General features: G+C 38.2%; 15 protein-coding genes. 5 read left to right on the plus strand and 10 right to left on the minus strand.

Annotation, left to right across the window (positions count from 1 at the left end; translation table 11 throughout):
- Positions 1-12: 12 nt before the first annotated feature.
- Together pheA and AC1M9D_RS11790 are read right to left on the minus strand one after the other, a co-directional pair.
- The gene (pheA, locus tag AC1M9D_RS11785) at positions 13-1,122 is read right to left on the minus strand and encodes a prephenate dehydratase (RefSeq protein ID WP_035267321.1); all 1,110 of its coding nucleotides are present in this window, start codon (positions 1,120-1,122) and stop codon (positions 13-15) included.
- A 282-nt stretch (positions 1,123-1,404) separates the two neighbouring features.
- The gene (locus AC1M9D_RS11790; protein WP_481597408.1) at positions 1,405-2,547 is read right to left on the minus strand and encodes an acyl-CoA dehydrogenase family protein; all 1,143 of its coding nucleotides are present in this window, start codon (positions 2,545-2,547) and stop codon (positions 1,405-1,407) included.
- Positions 2,548-2,758: 211 nt separating this feature from the next.
- Between AC1M9D_RS11790 and AC1M9D_RS11795 the strand changes: the two genes are divergently transcribed.
- Positions 2,759-3,760 (plus strand): glycosyl transferase family protein, encoded by a 1,002-nt coding sequence (locus AC1M9D_RS11795; protein WP_481612249.1) that lies wholly within the window; start codon positions 2,759-2,761, stop codon positions 3,758-3,760.
- Between the two features lie 49 nt (positions 3,761-3,809).
- Here the strand turns inward: AC1M9D_RS11795 and AC1M9D_RS11800 are convergent, their stop codons facing one another.
- Together AC1M9D_RS11800 and AC1M9D_RS11805 are read right to left on the minus strand one after the other, a co-directional pair.
- Positions 3,810-4,076 carry a YeaC family protein gene (locus AC1M9D_RS11800; RefSeq protein ID WP_035267325.1) on the minus strand — a complete coding sequence of 89 codons (267 nt, stop codon included), beginning with the start codon at positions 4,074-4,076 and terminating at the stop codon, positions 3,810-3,812.
- A gap of 2 nt (positions 4,077-4,078) precedes the next feature.
- Positions 4,079-5,020: an NAD(+) kinase gene (locus AC1M9D_RS11805; protein WP_035267328.1), complete on the minus strand. Its 942-nt coding sequence runs from the start codon at positions 5,018-5,020 to the stop codon at positions 4,079-4,081.
- 227 nt (positions 5,021-5,247) lie between these two features.
- Here AC1M9D_RS11805 and mrcB point away from each other — a divergent pair, with 227 nt between their 5' ends.
- Both mrcB and AC1M9D_RS11815 read left to right on the plus strand, forming a co-directional pair.
- Positions 5,248-7,644, plus strand: a complete 2,397-nt coding sequence (gene mrcB, locus AC1M9D_RS11810) for a penicillin-binding protein 1B (protein WP_481612250.1) — start codon at positions 5,248-5,250, stop codon at positions 7,642-7,644.
- Positions 7,645-7,670: 26 nt separating this feature from the next.
- Positions 7,671-8,240, plus strand: a complete 570-nt coding sequence (locus tag AC1M9D_RS11815) for a tetratricopeptide repeat protein (RefSeq protein WP_481612251.1) — start codon at positions 7,671-7,673, stop codon at positions 8,238-8,240.
- 30 nt (positions 8,241-8,270) lie between these two features.
- Here AC1M9D_RS11815 and AC1M9D_RS11820 read toward each other — a convergent pair whose 3' ends face one another.
- Positions 8,271-9,173, minus strand: a complete 903-nt coding sequence (locus AC1M9D_RS11820; protein ID WP_481612252.1) for a thiamine phosphate synthase — start codon at positions 9,171-9,173, stop codon at positions 8,271-8,273.
- Between the two features lie 136 nt (positions 9,174-9,309).
- Between AC1M9D_RS11820 and hemP the strand changes: the two genes are divergently transcribed.
- Positions 9,310-9,480, plus strand: a complete 171-nt coding sequence (hemP, locus tag AC1M9D_RS11825) for a hemin uptake protein HemP (RefSeq protein WP_035267337.1) — start codon at positions 9,310-9,312, stop codon at positions 9,478-9,480.
- A gap of 101 nt (positions 9,481-9,581) precedes the next feature.
- On the opposite strand, the gene AC1M9D_RS11830 is transcribed toward hemP, so the two are convergent.
- The 5 genes from AC1M9D_RS11830 to tsaA form a co-directional block, all read right to left on the minus strand.
- A complete protein-coding gene (locus AC1M9D_RS11830; protein ID WP_481612256.1) occupies positions 9,582-10,865 on the minus strand; it encodes a sensor histidine kinase in 1,284 nt (427 codons plus the stop codon).
- Between the two features lie 60 nt (positions 10,866-10,925).
- Positions 10,926-11,591, minus strand: a complete 666-nt coding sequence (locus AC1M9D_RS11835; protein ID WP_481612253.1) for a response regulator transcription factor — start codon at positions 11,589-11,591, stop codon at positions 10,926-10,928.
- A gap of 146 nt (positions 11,592-11,737) precedes the next feature.
- The gene (locus AC1M9D_RS11840) at positions 11,738-12,109 is read right to left on the minus strand and encodes a NirD/YgiW/YdeI family stress tolerance protein (protein WP_373687176.1); all 372 of its coding nucleotides are present in this window, start codon (positions 12,107-12,109) and stop codon (positions 11,738-11,740) included.
- A 108-nt stretch (positions 12,110-12,217) separates the two neighbouring features.
- Positions 12,218-13,975 carry a type IV pilus assembly ATPase TfpB gene (tfpB, locus tag AC1M9D_RS11845; RefSeq protein WP_481612254.1) on the minus strand — a complete coding sequence of 586 codons (1,758 nt, stop codon included), beginning with the start codon at positions 13,973-13,975 and terminating at the stop codon, positions 12,218-12,220.
- A 128-nt stretch (positions 13,976-14,103) separates the two neighbouring features.
- On the minus strand, positions 14,104-14,823 hold the full coding sequence (tsaA, locus tag AC1M9D_RS11850; RefSeq protein ID WP_481612255.1) for a tRNA (N6-threonylcarbamoyladenosine(37)-N6)-methyltransferase TrmO: 720 nt from the start codon (positions 14,821-14,823) through the stop codon (positions 14,104-14,106).
- Between the two features lie 105 nt (positions 14,824-14,928).
- Here tsaA and AC1M9D_RS11855 point away from each other — a divergent pair, with 105 nt between their 5' ends.
- Entirely contained in the window at positions 14,929-15,708 is a 780-nt protein-coding gene (locus AC1M9D_RS11855) for a ferredoxin--NADP reductase (RefSeq protein ID WP_035267346.1), read from the plus strand.
- Positions 15,709-15,926 lie beyond the last annotated feature (218 nt).

Consider the following 15,926-nt stretch of genomic DNA (forward strand, 5'->3'; position numbering starts at 1 on the left):
TTTCAACTCTTTTTAAAGTACCGCAATCGGGTATGAACCAAGAACACGGATTTCTTTAACCAATGGACGAATTTCTTCAACAGCCGCACGTACGTTCTCTTGTTCGATATGTCCTTCTAAATCGATAAAGAATACATAAGCCCATTTTTCAGGCAATGCGGGTCTTGTTTCTATACTGGTCAAGCTAATGTTGTGTTTAGCAAACGGCGCTAAAATTTCTAATAACGCACCTGCACGGTCATGTGCAGAGATCAATAAAGAAGTTTTATCATTACCACTTTGTGGTACTTTTTCACGCCCGATAACTAAGAAGCGTGTTGTATTTTCTGGATTATCTTCAATATTGCTATGTAAGATTTCTAAATCATATAAGCTCGCAGCTGTTTCAGATGCTATTGCCGCAGAATGCCATTCATTACGGATACGGCGAGCAGCTTCAGCATTCGAACTCAAAGCCACACGTTCAACACCTGGATAATGAGCATCGAGCCAGCCACGACATTGAGCTAAAGTTTGTTGATGCGCATAGATTTGTTTAATGCTGTCTTTACGCGTATTTGAAGAAATCAAAAATTGATGATGAATACGTAATTCAACTTCACCAATCACATTTAAATGTGACGCTTTAAAACAATCAAGCGTGTGGTTAACCACGCCTTCGGATGAGTTCTCAACAGGAACTAAACCATAATGTGCACTGCCTGCTTCGACTTCACGGAACACTTCATCAATTGTAGGAAGTGGGCGCACAACCGCATCATGTCCAAAATGCTTCAGTACTGCCGAATGGGTGTAAGTTCCTACTGGACCAAGGAAAGCAATGCTTTGTGGTGCTTCTAAAGCAAGGCACGCAGACATAATTTCTCTAAACAAACGCGCCATCGTCACGTCAGATAAAGGACCTTCATTACGCTCCATCACATTACGCAAAACTTGTGCTTCACGCTCAGGACGATAAAACATTGGATTTTCTTCAGAAGCAAATTTTGCTTTTGCTACAGCTTCAGCAAGTCGTGCTCGACGGTTAATCAGTTGTTGGAGTTGTTGATCTACTGAGTCGATATCTTCGCGGATTTTAGCTAAGTCTAAAGAATTCGTCGTGTTTTGATCATCGTTGATCATTGTAATGTCGCCTTACAGAATCAGTTATGTAAACAGTATAACAATAGTTAGCTTTCAAATGTTAAGCAACCAAACTTTATGGCAATAAGACTTAAAAATATACAGTTGAAATAATCATCAATCCAATACGCGCTATAAATTAGAAAAAAGACAAGAACATTGAATAGGATAGCTTTAATCTTTTTTTTAAAATCAGTTCGTTCTATAAGTTTTAAAAATTTAAAACACATTCGAATACATCTCGCTTGTATTCATCAAGCGAGATGTAAATACGGATAAAAATTAACGTCCTAGCATGCCACGTGCTACGATTTCTTTCATGATTTCGTTGGTTCCGCCGTAGATTCGTTGAATACGTGCATCCACAAAGAAGCGTGAAATAGGATATTCAGTCATATAGCCATAGCCACCAAAGAGTTGCAGTAGGTTATCCGCTACTTTCATTTGCATATCTGTACTAAAACTTTTTAATGCAGCTGCTGTTTCAACATCCAATTTCCCTTCTTTATACAATGCTAGGTTTTGATTATAGAAAGCGGCTGTAGCCAGTTCATCGATTTTCGCTTGTGCTAAAACAAAACGAGAATTTTGGAATTGTCCAATTTTTTGACCAAAGGCCTGACGCTCTTGGACATATTGAACAGTCACATCAATTGAACCTCGAATTGCCCCTAATGCTGTCGCAGCAATCGCTGTCCGCTCACGTGGTAATTCTTGCATCAAATATGCAAATCCCTGACCCGCTTGACCTAAAAGCTGATCAGCTGGAACTTTTACATTGTCAAAAAAGAGTTCCGAAGTATCTTGGGAATGCAAACCGATTTTGTCGAGATTTGTGCCTTTTTTAAACCCTTCTAAATGAGTATCAACCAATAGAAGTGAGACGCCTTTAGCACGTGCCTGAGGATCTGTTTTAACGGCAAGCACAACCAAGTCTGCATGCTGACCATTTGAAATAAAGGTTTTAGAGCCATTCAAAACATAATGATCACCATTCAAAATGGCATTCGTACGGATGGCTTGTAAATCAGAACCAGCACCTGGCTCTGTCATTCCAATTGCCCCGACCACTTCACCAGAAACCATTTTTGGCAACCAGTATTTTTTTTGTTCTTCGTTCGCGATATGTAGAATATATGGTGCTGCAATTTCTGAGTGACATGAAATACCTGTCGATAATGCGCTATAACCTGCACGTGCCGACTCTTCAACCAACATTAAAGAATATTCTGTTGGAACACCATAACCACCATATTCTTCAGGAACATCTACGCACAAGAAGCCATTTTCACCAAGTGCATTCCACACTGAACGTGGCATTTTTCCTTCACGTTCCCACTGCTCATAATAAGGAGCAACGTGCTCACTCATAAAACGTTTGAAATTATCACGGAATAATTCTAAATCTGCATCATATGCCAACATTCTTGTGTTCCTTACACTTCATTTTTTTATAAGTTTTCATGCTATCCCGTTTTTTTCCAGTTGTCATGGACAAAAGCGCTTGAAAATTCATACAATTTGGTCAGTCTCAAAAGCTAAAAATAATGCTTGATCATTGAATTTGATATTTAGCTTTTATTCGAAGCATCATTCCACGTTACACTGTCATTAAGAACACCCAACTGCATTGATCATGAATACAAAACGTAATTTATATAAAGACTTTGAACATCCATTTGCGCAATTTGTTCGTATTCTTGGCAAAGGAAAAAATGGTGCGCGATCACTGACCTATGAAGAAGCCTATCAAGCATTTGAGATGATTTTAAAACATGAGGTATTAGACGTTCAGCTGGGTGCTTTTTTAATGCTTTTACGAGTGAAAGAAGAATCTGTAGATGAACTGGCTGGCTTTGTGCAAGCGACTCGTGATCAACTTAAATTTAGAGCTATTGATGTCGACCTAGACTGGTCTTCTTACGCGGGGAAACGCAAACACTATCCGTGGTTTATCTTATCGGCGTTAACCTTAGCAAAACATGGGCATCGTATTGTAATGCATGGGGCTTCTGGACATACCATTAATCGATTATATACAGAACAAGTTTTAGAGTATTTAGGTTATACCATTTGTCAAAATGAAAACGAAGTGGCATCAGAACTTAATCAGCATAACTTTGCCTATATACCACTCGAAGTCATTTCACCTACCTTGAGTGACTTAATTGCATTACGCAATATCATGGGCTTACGCTCACCCATTCATACGCTTTCACGACTCATCAATCCCTTCAATGCCAAAGCCACTTTGCAAGCAATATTTCACCCTGCGTATCGCATTTCTCATCAACAGACTGCTGCCAAATTAGGTTACGTTAACAGTGCGGTGATTAAAGGTGAAGGCGGTGAATTTGAACGAAACCCAGATGCAAAAACCTTAATTTGCGGTATACGAGACGGTGAACTGTATGAGCTTGAACTTCCGAAACTCACAGCTGATCGTTCAGCAATTGAAGATGAGTTGAACTTAGATACTTTCAAAGCCGTATGGTTAGGTGATGCCCACCATAGCTATGGAGAGGTGGCTATTATTGAAACTATGGCAATCGCACTTTACACCATGAATGTGGCTGAAACATTTACACAAGCACAGACCTTGGCTCAAGAATACTGGCAGTCACGTCATCGAGTTTAAATTCGGATTAAAAAAAGACACCATCAGGTGTCTTTTTTAACATAGAAGATTATACAAAACGTATAGGTTGAAATTCTGGCTCTGGAACATGTGAATCACATTCATCACCTTCCTCTTTATGACCTTTATCAATATAGCCTGATCTTTCTGTTTCTGGCAGATTTTTAGCTTCCCAAGCAATGACTGCTTGCATTGAAATCTGACGCTGCTCTTGAGTTAAAGCTACACCGTTTGGCCATTTACCGATTTCAACGGCAGTTCTTAAACGAGCAACGATGTCTGCATCCAAAACTGATAACATTTGTTCAATATTCATGTTTAGTCCTGCTGATGAAATGAATCGTAATCTTGATTCCATCCTAGTTTGGTACGACATGCCATATAAAAGTCGTATCCAGGTGGATGTAATAAAGTAAGTTTGAAAGGATGTTTGCGAATATGCAACCAATCACCTTCATTTAAAGAAACACTGTGTTGCCCATCAGCACTCACCATTGGCAACACTCGATTCTTACGAATTTGAATTTTAATTTCACTTTGACCACCCACCACAATCGGACGAGAAGAAAGCGTATGCGGGTGCATTGGCACTAGCGCGATCGCATCCATACTTGGGTGCAAAATTGGACCGCCACCAGAAAGTGCATATGCTGTTGAACCCGTAGGTGTCGATACAATCAAACCATCACTGTGTTGGCGATAAACATATTGACCATCAATATGAAGATCAAACTCAATCATATGGACTGACTTACCTGAATGCAGCACCACATCATTCAATGCTATTGCATCATAAATCAGTTCATTTTTACTACGAACTTCGACTTCTAATAAAAAACGGCGATCTAGCTGAAACTCACCTTTCAAGACTTGATCTAATTTAAATAAAACTTCTGTCGGTTTGATATCTGTTAGGAAACCTAAACGCCCACGGTTTACCCCGATGACGGGAGTATTGTATTTCACTAAAGATCTAGCCGCTTGAAGCAATGAACCATCACCACCTACGACAATCACCAAATCTGCAACTTCACCCAATAAAGCTCGACTGACCGTTTGCGAATTTTTATAAGGGACCAATTTAGCGGTTTCTGAATCAAAAACTGGATGCAAACCTAAACTAATCAAATGGTCATGAATTAGACTTAAAGTCTCAACCACAGATGATTTATCTGGTCGTCCAATTAATCCAATATTACGAAATGACTTTGCTGAAAGTTGCACGTATGCTACGGCTCCAGATGAATTGTTGAGTATCATATCATCATCATTCTGTGACTAACATATTTCAAGCCTGTTTCATGTTATGAATTTCACGAATAATTTCACATTTACCCAACTTAAAATCTTAATTTTCTCCTTAATATTGAATTAGATAAACCATTACATTTATCTAAAAAAGGCATAAATTCACAGTTTAATTATTGCAAATTATAAAAAAGCTTCGCATGATGAGCGCAATAAAACAGGGTTTTGCTTTTTGATCTATGAAGTTTGAACGTGGTATTGGCTTAATTGCATTGATTTTCTCAGTGCTGGTGATTTCTGCATTTGTGGCTTTTAGTATTTATCTAATCCGTTTAGATAATATTATTCGCGATAAATTTGAAGGCAATCGTTGGGATATTCCAGCGAAAGTATATGCACGCCCCTTGGAAGTTTATGCTAATGCACCCGTGGAGCAACAAAACTTCATTCAAGAGCTAGGTCTGTTGGGTTATAAAAATGCTGAAGACTATACCAAGCCAGGTAATTTTTTGGTTCAAGGCAATACTATTTACGTCCACACGCGTGGCTTCGATTTTGGTGATAGTGTAGAACCAGAACAAATCCTCCAAGTCAGTTTTGGCACTAGTCAAATTTCAGAGATTAAAGCAACAAAACCATCGAGTACGGGGATTGCCCGTCTAGAACCAATGTTAGTTGGGGGAATCTACCCCCAACACAACGAAGACCGTGTTCTCATTAAACTCAATCGTGTTCCTAAACCTTTAATTCAAGCGCTTATTGCCACTGAAGACCGTAACTTCTATCACCATCATGGCGTCTCGTTTCGTGGTACAGCACGCGCAGTTGTAAGCAACGTTACTGGTGGTAAGCGTCAAGGTGGTTCTACACTCACGCAGCAATTGGTTAAAAACTTTTATTTAACCCCTGAGCGTACAATCAAACGTAAAGTGAATGAAGCATTTATGGCGTTGTTGCTTGAGTTTCATTATGACAAAGATGAAATTCTGGAAGCATATTTGAATGAAGTTAATTTAGGACAAAATGGTAATTACTCGATCAATGGCTATGGTTTAGCGTCTCAATTTTATTTTGGTTTACCACTTAGAGAATTGAGTATAGCGCAACAGGCTTTCCTTGTCGGACTCGTTCAAGGTCCTAGCTTATACAATCCTTGGAGAAATCCTGAAAGTGCATTAAAACGCCGTAATGTTGTTCTAAACAATATGTTAGTCATGGGATATTTGACTGAAGAGCAATATGAAACTGAGTCAGCTAAACCTTTAAACGTGATTAAAAAACCGACTTTAGGTCCAGCTCGCTTCCCTGATTTCCTAGACATCGTTCGTCGTCAACTCAAAACAGAATACCAAGAAAGCGATTTAACGAAACAAGGTCTTCGAATTTTCACAACATTAGATCCAATCGCACAAATCAAAGTACAAAAATCATTTACAGATTCAGTATCAAGACTGTCTAAGGCCAATCCTGCACGCTTGAAAGAGCTTCAAGGCGCGGTATTAGTTTCTCACCCTGAAAATGGTGAATTGATTGCGGCCGTAGGTTCAGTATCTGACTTCACAGGTTTTAACCGCGTAGTTGATGCAAAACGTCAGGTAGGCTCATTATTAAAACCTGTTATTTTCCTAACTGCTTTGGAATCTGGTCGTTATAACTGGGCGACGGCAATCGAAGACTCGCCAATTAGTGTGCCAGTCGATCGCAATCAGACTTGGACACCCAAAAATTATAGCGGAACTTCGTATGGTTACGTCCCAATGGTTCAAGCTTTAGCCAATTCATATAACCTATCTACAGTTCGCTTAGGACAAGAATTTGGACTTTCTTCATTTACCAATCATTTAATGAAGTTTGGCGTGACTTCACCTATTCCAAATTACCCATCGATTTTCTTAGGGGCTGTTGAAATGTCGCCTATGGAAATCATGAATATTTATGGCAACTTTGCAACTGGAGGGTTTAAATATCCTACAAAATCTATCCGAACAGTTGTTGATACCAATGGGCAGCTCATTAATCGCTATAGTTTAAATGTTCAGCAAACGATCGACCCATCGGCTGCTTATATTTTAAATTACGGATTGCAACGTGTGATGTCGGCAGGTACAGGACGTGCTGCTTACAACGGCTTAGCTCCAAATCTAAATCTAGCCGGCAAATCAGGTACAACCAATGATACAAGGGACTCATGGTTCGCGGGGTATTCAGGTAATCATTTGGCAGTTGTCTGGCTTGGATTAGATGATAATAAAGTGACAGGCTTAACGGGCTCATCTGGCGCTTTACCCGTGTGGACCAACGTAATGAAGCAACTGAAGCAAAAACCAGTCAATTTACGCCAACCTGATGAAGTACAATGGCATTGGATTGATTCAAATAGCGGCGAGCTTTCAGCACAAGGTTGTCAAGGTGCGCTCTATGTCCCGATACTTAAATATACAGTTCCTCGTCGCGCAACAGCATGTGGCTTACCACATTATCAAGTAGAGCCGACTTACGTTCCTGAAACGAATGCAGAAGAAATTCCAGCAGAAGATAGCATCGACCAATATATCCGTGAGAGCGAAACAGAAATGGAACGGGATTTAAATACGAATGCCACTCGAGTACTTTCGAGTGGAAGTTATAATCCTTAAAATAAGTTTAGGAGGAGTTAAGGTTAATGACAAAACTGAATTTTAACGTACTATTCGCCAGCATATTACTCTTAGGCGGTTGCCAAACTTTAACCTCCTCTCAAAACTCACAACCGTCTCAGAAACCTAAACAAGCTGAGACTAAAACAACACCATCCCAAAAAGATACCGATGGTATTAAAATTACGCCTTATGATCGACCTGAGATTAAACGGGAACAATTACAAATTGTTATTCCTGAACAGAAAAGCTCAAATCAAAAATTCGATGATGGCCGCCAACTTCCAGCATTTAAAAATTTAATGCAACAAACCCATCATGCATTTCGTCAAGCAAAATGGAGTGAAGCTGAAAAAGCCGCACTCCAAGCACAAAGACTTGCCCCTCAATCTGCAGAGACCTATATGTATCTCGCGATGATAGCCAATCAAAAAAATGAAGCAAAAAATGCTGAATCATTGGCAAAACGAGGTCTCAGTTATGCTCAAACAGCAACGATGAAGCGACAACTTTGGCAAATTATTTTGAAATCTGGTCAACTCCAAAAAAATCATAAAATTATCCAAGAAGCACAAAACCAAATCAAGAAATTTTGATTTAAGCATGAGTTTTACTTTTTAATGCTTTTAAAAAGCACGAATACCAGCAATTCCATAAGCACCATGTTGTATGGCCTGATCTAATAATTCAGGCTTCATACCGCCTAGCGCATAAACTGGTATATGTATATCTTTTGATAACAATTCAAACTGCGTCCAACCTAAGGGTGCTTGCTGAGGATGCGATGTTGTACACAGTACTGGACTTAAAAATATTGCATCAAAACCTAACGCTACAGCTCGACTGACACTAGAATAGTCATGACAGGATGCGATGCGTTTAATGCCCTTCCATTCCTCCATAAATGAATCAGAATTTAATTGCATCAATTGATCATGTTTAAATTGTACGGCAAATACTTTTTTCTGATTTGATTCTGATAATCCTATCCACACATCACGATTGATAATGAGCTGATCCAGTTGATTCTTCTGGTTGAGTTGCAGCGCAAAATCTGAAGCATTTTCAGTTCTCAAATAGCTAACTCGATTAAGATCAATAGGTGTATCGAGACGATCTATATTTTTTATTGCAATTTTATTCGGCCAGAGTAGTCGTTTAACAATGGCATCATTGGCTTTAGGAAAATTCAAAATGGTTAGTGCTGAACGATCATACCATGTCCAAGGACTTTGAATATGATCTAGTAGAGACTGATCAACATAAGCCTGATAAATGTGCAATTTTACGATTAGATCTTCATATTCATGCGTAATAATATCGAATAAATAGACATGATCTAGAAAAATTCCCACCTCTTCTTGAACTTCACGCTTGCAAGCTTGTTCAGGAGTTTCACCTAACTCCACTTTTCCTCCAGGAAACTCAGCTTTATCCCCCTGATGTAAAGAGACTTCTCTCCATCCTACTAGAACTTGATTTTTGTGGAATAACAACGCTATAGAAACATTAAGAGTTTTTTTTGACATGATTTTCTTTCAAAAAATGAGTACTTAATTGTAAGCATTTTATGTTTTTTTATAAATGAGAAAAATTATCGTTGACAGCTCTATTCGATAATGATTATCATTTAAATCGTTCACCACATACCACGGAGTCCAAGGAATGAACGCACCATTTAGCTTATTTACACGTAATAACGAAAACCACCAAGCATTACCAATGCTTCACTCAAATAATCTATTTGCTCTAGGCAGAGAAATTCGCATCATGCATGCAGGAGAAGAATATCGCCTTCGTCTAACACGAAATAATCGACTCATTTTGACAAAATAAAAATTCTAAAATTTGATAATAATAATCGTGGAACTAAGCAGTATGAATCAGCACATACTGCTTCTTTAATTTTATTTCTTCAAATTTATTGATAATTAATTTTAATGAAATTTAATTTCAACTTTTAACCCACCTAACTCCGATTTCTTAAATACAATCTCGGCTTGATGTAGTTCGACAATTTTACGGCAAATTGATAATCCTAATCCTGAGCCCGATGTACGTGTGCCTAATTGACGATAAAATCTTTCTCCCAGCCGATCAATCACTGTTTGCTCAATGCCGTGACCTTCATTTTCAATCACAAATAGAATTTCATTATTATTTTGTTTGATTGAAATATCAACGATTCCATTCGGTGGCGTATAGCGGATTGCATTATCGACTAAATTTCGAATACAGCTAAACATTAACTCAGGATTTGCCCTAATCGCATAGTTTCCTAACTCAGTTTCAAACTTAATATTTTTTTCTTGGCTTAAAGGTTGTACTGAATGTAAAACCTCTCGCGTCAAAAGGTTTAAATTTATGGACTGCATCGGTACATCCTGCGTTGAAGACGGATCAAGTCTGGCCAACAAGAGTAAATTTTCTAAAATATTTGAGCCCCTACTCACATCTTTTAGAATCTGCTCTAAGTCTTGTGACAAATCCTCATGATCAGACTGGTATTTTCGTTTTAAAAGTTGTAACCGCATTTGAATCGCTGAAAGTGGCGACCTTAATTCATGGGATGCATCTGCTGTAAAGCGTTGTTCCGCAGTAATTGCACGATCTAAACGCTCCATCATTTGGTTTATTTGATTCACAATAGGTTGCAGTTCTTTTAGTTCTGGTTTTGAGGGTGTAATCGGTGATAAATCCTTAACGGTCTTTTGCGATATTAATTTTGAAAGTAGGTGAATAGATCGAAACTGACGTCGTATAATAAAATGTAGAATAAACCATTGAATGCCCCATAAGATAATGAGAACACCACCATAGCCCAGCAAACTTTTGAATAACTGATCGACACGTGCAGACATGGGTTGAAGCATAGTTAGAATTTGCTGATCACTTTGCTCACTGTAATAACGATATAATCGCCCTTCTAGCCAAACAAAGCCAAAGTTATCATTCTGAAAAAACACCTTGGAACCAATTTGATTGAAAGCAAGGTCTTGGGATTCAATCAAAATAAGTTCATCGAGCTTTAATTCATATTTGATATCAAATTGTTCACTTAAATCATCTAACTCATTTCCTACATGACTTGAAATATCACTGACCAGAATTAAATCGGCGATTTCATCCATCATATTGTCATGGGTCTGCATGTTTTGGTAAAGCGAGATCACCAATAAAAGAATTAATGCGATAACGCCCGCCAACATCGAACTAAGCATTGAAGACTTAACAAGACGATTTTGTAAAGAAATAGGTTGCTGATCCAACGCTGTTCTACCTTAAGCCTGATCCAGATTCATTCGATAACCTAATCCACGAATCGTTTTAATTATGGTTGAGCCTATTTTTTTCCGAATTTGATAAATAAAAACTTCAACTGCATTACTTTCGATTTCATCACCCCAAGCATATAAGGACTCTTCTAGTTGCTCACGTGTCACAACACGTTCAGGATGTTGCATTAACTTATATAAAATTTGGTACTCTTTCGCTGTGAGATTGATAATTTCTGAATTTAATTTAACAACTTTGGCTTGGGGGTCCAAACTCACGGATCCAAACATTAGGATTTGAGACGTGCCTTTGTTCTGAGTACGTAATTGTGCTCTCACTCTCGCCGAGAGCTCATCTAAACTGAATGGTTTAACTAGATAATCATTAGCCCCCAAATCAAGTCCTCCGACACGATCTTGGATACTGTCTTGAGCTGTAATAAAAATTACTGGTGTATTGTGTTGATGTTTTCTTAAATGAGTCAGAATGTCATCACCAGTTGCTTTCGGTAATCCACGATCGAGTAATAAACAATCATATTGATGCTGCTCAATTGCTAATATCGCATGATCTCCACGCTCGACCCAATCAACACTATACCCATCCATTTCTAACCAAGCTTTGATACTTTCAGCTTGTGACACATCATCTTCTGCTAATAATATACGCATGTCTCTCTTCACTAAGCCACAATTCATTCACTATAAAGTTTTTCAAAAAAAGATGCATAAAAAAACCACATTTCTGGAGAATGTGGTTTTTTTGGTTTGAGTACTTAAAAGCCATAAATCAAATACTCAATTCAGTAGTTAGCTCATTAAAATTGAACTTGATCTACATCAATTTCTACACGCTTAGCAGGCTTATAATCAATATCCACTTCACCAATTAATACAACAGGTGTTTTTGCAGAGATTGGTTTACCTTGCCAAAGTTCATCATCAATATCCACAGTGATTACACCCGTGCTATCGCGGAATTGATATTTTTCATCACCAGTTGCCTTAACAATATAGCCTTTTAATTTCACTGGGGTATCATCTTTGGCAGTTAAAGCACTTTTAACAGTCGTAATTGCTTGTGGTGCAATGGCTGCATGATTAACAGCACTTTGGTTCACTGCCGTATTAGCCATTGCAAATGTAGTTGCACCGACTAAAGCTGTCGCGATTAAAGCTTGATTTAACATTTTCATTTTCTATACCTTTTCATGTGATGTTTGTTTCGATGAAGCTATTAAAACAAACAAAGCTGAAGCGAATCTTAAGAAATATGAATATTTATTAATCTTTGACAATTAACTTAGTGGTACGACTCTTAGTACCTCTTCTAATGTCGTTACCCCTTCAAGGACTTTTCGAGCACCCGCAATACGCAACGGCTCTACACCTTCTTTTTTTGCGTGAGCACGTAATTCATCTAAATTAAGATTAGCACTGATTTTTTGTTTTGTTTCTAGAGACACAGGCATAAACTCATATATACCCACCCGACCCTTATAACCTGTGTGACGACAATGTTCACAGCCTTTGGCATGATACACTTGAGCAGGCATCTTCACTAAATAACCATAGGTCAGATGCTCCCATTCTTGAGCATTAATTTCCTGTTTTTCTTTACAATGAGAACATAATTTTCTGACTAGCCTTTGCGCCAATACACCTAAGATTGTTGCCGCTGTTAAAAATGGCTGCACCCCTAGATCATGTAAACGAGTCAAGCTTGAAGGTGCATCGTTTGTATGAAGTGTTGAAAGTACGAGATGACCTGTTAATGCAGCTTGAATCGCCATATTCGCTGTATCTTGGTCTCGGATTTCCCCTACCATAATAATGTCTGGATCTTGGCGCATGAGGGCACGTACACCATCGGCGAAATGAAGATCAATTGCAGGGTTTACCTGCATCTGATTGAAGCTCGGCTCTATCATCTCGATAGGATCTTCAATCGTACAAACATTTAATTGCTCAGTCGCAAGTTGTTTCATTGATGAATAAAGGGTTGTGGTTTTACCTGAACCAGTTGGACCTGTCACTAAAATGATACCGTGACTATTTTGGGTAATGGCATTCCATTGTTCTAGCAGTTTTCCTTCAAAACCCAGTTGTTGGAAACTCCTCACTAATACTTCAGGATCAAAAATTCGCATTACCATTTTTTCGCCTGCTGCAGTAGGCAGAGTTGATAAACGCAGTTCAGTTTCTTGACCCTTAGGTGTACGTGTTTTTAATCGCCCATCCTGAGGACGTCGTTTTTCTGCAACGTTCATACGACCCAGAATTTTAATACGAGAAATTACTGCCGTGAGTGTATTGCTAGGCATGTTATAAATCGTATGCAGCACACCATCGATACGGAATCTAACACGTCCTTTCTCCGCACGAGGCTCAAGATGAATATCACTCGCACCCTGTTCAAAGGCAAATTGAAGCAACCAGTCGACTAATTTTACGATGTGCTGATCGTTGGCATCAGGATTTTGACTATCACCCAATTGTAAAAGGGATTCAACACCTCGGCTCTGTCGGTCGTAAGCTCCTGAATATTGAGAAGAGTTTACTGCTCGGCTCACTTGATAATATTCAATCAAGTAACGTTGTAACTGCTCTGGATTCAGTAGAACCTTAACAATTTTTTTAGGACTTAAGCTCTTTTCTAAATTCTTGACCCAATCATCCAAGAATGGTTGATCTGTACCAATTAAGATCTGATCAGGATGCACTTCCACAGCAAGAATTTTATTTTTGAATGCATATTCTTGTGACATGACCTGAGTCAGTGCTGCAACATCTGCTTTAAGCGGGTCGATCACATAATATTGGAGTTGTGTTTTTAATGCTAACCACTCACATAAGCGTTGCAATGTTAACTTATGTTGAGGTTGAACTTGATCTACCAATTCAAAATGTGCAATCCACTGCAATGGATGCCATTTAAATTGATTTTTTTGACGGTGTCGGGTTTGTATGAGCAACTTATCTCGCTCTAAAATACGACCATCTTTTAGTAGTTGTTCTAAACACCATGTTGTATCAATTTCAAAATTAAAATTCATTCAAATTGCCCCATTCCTTGAGCCCAACTATAACAAATTCTTTATTCAACATAAGCCTTTAGCATATTCAGAATTTCAAATTAAATTCACTTCATTAAATTCAGCTTTAAATACATCAGTCCAACAATTTATTCGTTTGCACAAAGTTCAAGTGCAACGATCTCAACCTCAGTATCCACTTTAAATTTGACATTTAAGAGGCCGAAACTTAGCCCATAAATTCGCTCAGGATCATTTTGATAAGATGGTCTTGGATCAAATGACAAAACTTGTTCCAATTCCTTGATTAAACTTTCAGCGACACGTTGTTGAACCAACAGTTCATTTCGTTGAATTTCAGCAGTTTTTGACCAAACAACATTTTTTTGAATTGGCTTATCCTGTGCATAACCGCTCGTCGCCTCAACCACGGTATCAGAATATTGAATATATGGTTTGATATCGATAACTGGTGTTCCATCTAGTAAATCACTGCCAGACACATACAACCTCAAAGAATCACCTTCTTTAAAAAGTTTTTTGAATTGAACGACTGACATGCCGATAGGTGCTGGACGGTACATGCTTCTTGTCGCAAAGACTCCCACTTTTTTATTTCCACCTAAACGTGGTGGTCTAACTTGAGGCTTAAATTTTTGATTATCCTGATTTTTATTATCGTGAAACTGCCAAATCAGCCATAAGTGACTGAAATCATGTATACCTTCAAAAGCCAATTCATCATTATATGGCGCCAATAGTTCAATATAACTTTCAACATTTACTAAATTTGGCTGACGTGGAATACCAAACTTTTCTTTGTAGGGAGATCTCATTATACCAATCACAGGTAAAGTCAGCTCATTCATAATCACTTTTTTTGATAAGCTCAATTAAATATATTCAGTTTATCGAGAATGGTTTTAGTTTAGAATAGCAAGCTGTTCTAATTTGATAATTTATTGAGACCTTTAATGGCTGCTTTTAACGTCGAAAAGATTACTCACGTACACCACTGGAATGACACATTATTCAGTTTTAAAACGACTCGCGATACAGCATTGCGTTTTAAAAATGGTCAATTTGTGATGATTGGTTTAGAAGTCAATGGCAAGCCTTTAATGCGTGCATATTCGATTGCTAGCGCGAACTATGAAGAAGAACTTGAGTTTTTCTCTATTAAAGTTCCAGATGGTCCTTTGACATCAATCCTACAAAAAGTAAAAGTTGGTGATGAAATTTTAGTTTCTAAAAAACCGACTGGTACACTTGTTCTTGATGATTTAAATCCTGGTAAAAACTTGTATCTTTTATCATCAGGTACTGGTTTAGCTCCTTTCCTTTCGACTATCCGTGATCCAGAAACTTATGAGCGTTTCGAGAAAATCATCGTTGTACATGGTACACGTTATATCTCAGAATTGGCTTATCAAGACCTTATTCAAAATGAAATTCCAAACCATGAGTTCTTTGGGGAACTTGGTGCGAAAGAAAAGTTAATTTATTACCCAACAGTTACACGTGAAGACTTCCATACTCAAGGTCGTGTTACAACTGCGATTGAAACTGGTGCTCTTTTCGAGAAAATCGGCTTACCTCGTTTTAATCCTGAAACTGACCGTGCAATGTTATGTGGTTCTCCTGCATTCCTTGATGATGTAGCTGCACTTCTTGACCAACATGGCCTAAAAGAATCTCCACGTATGGGTGTTCTTGGTGATTATGTGATTGAACGTGCTTTTGTTGAAAAATAAAATTACGTACAATAAAAAAACCGAGCTTTTTTGCTCGGTTTTTTTATTGAGTGTTATATTTACCCTATTATTTAAATCGATTTTATCTTGATTTAACTCTGTAGTAACTTTATTCAGCAATGCTGAACGGCTTTGTTGCATAAAGGTTTGAAAGGCTGAGTTCCCTTAAGCTACTCAAATTTAAGAGACAACTTGGGTATGAGGGCGACCTAATTCTG

It is taken from the genome of Acinetobacter sp. ANC_7682 (assembly GCF_056779795.1).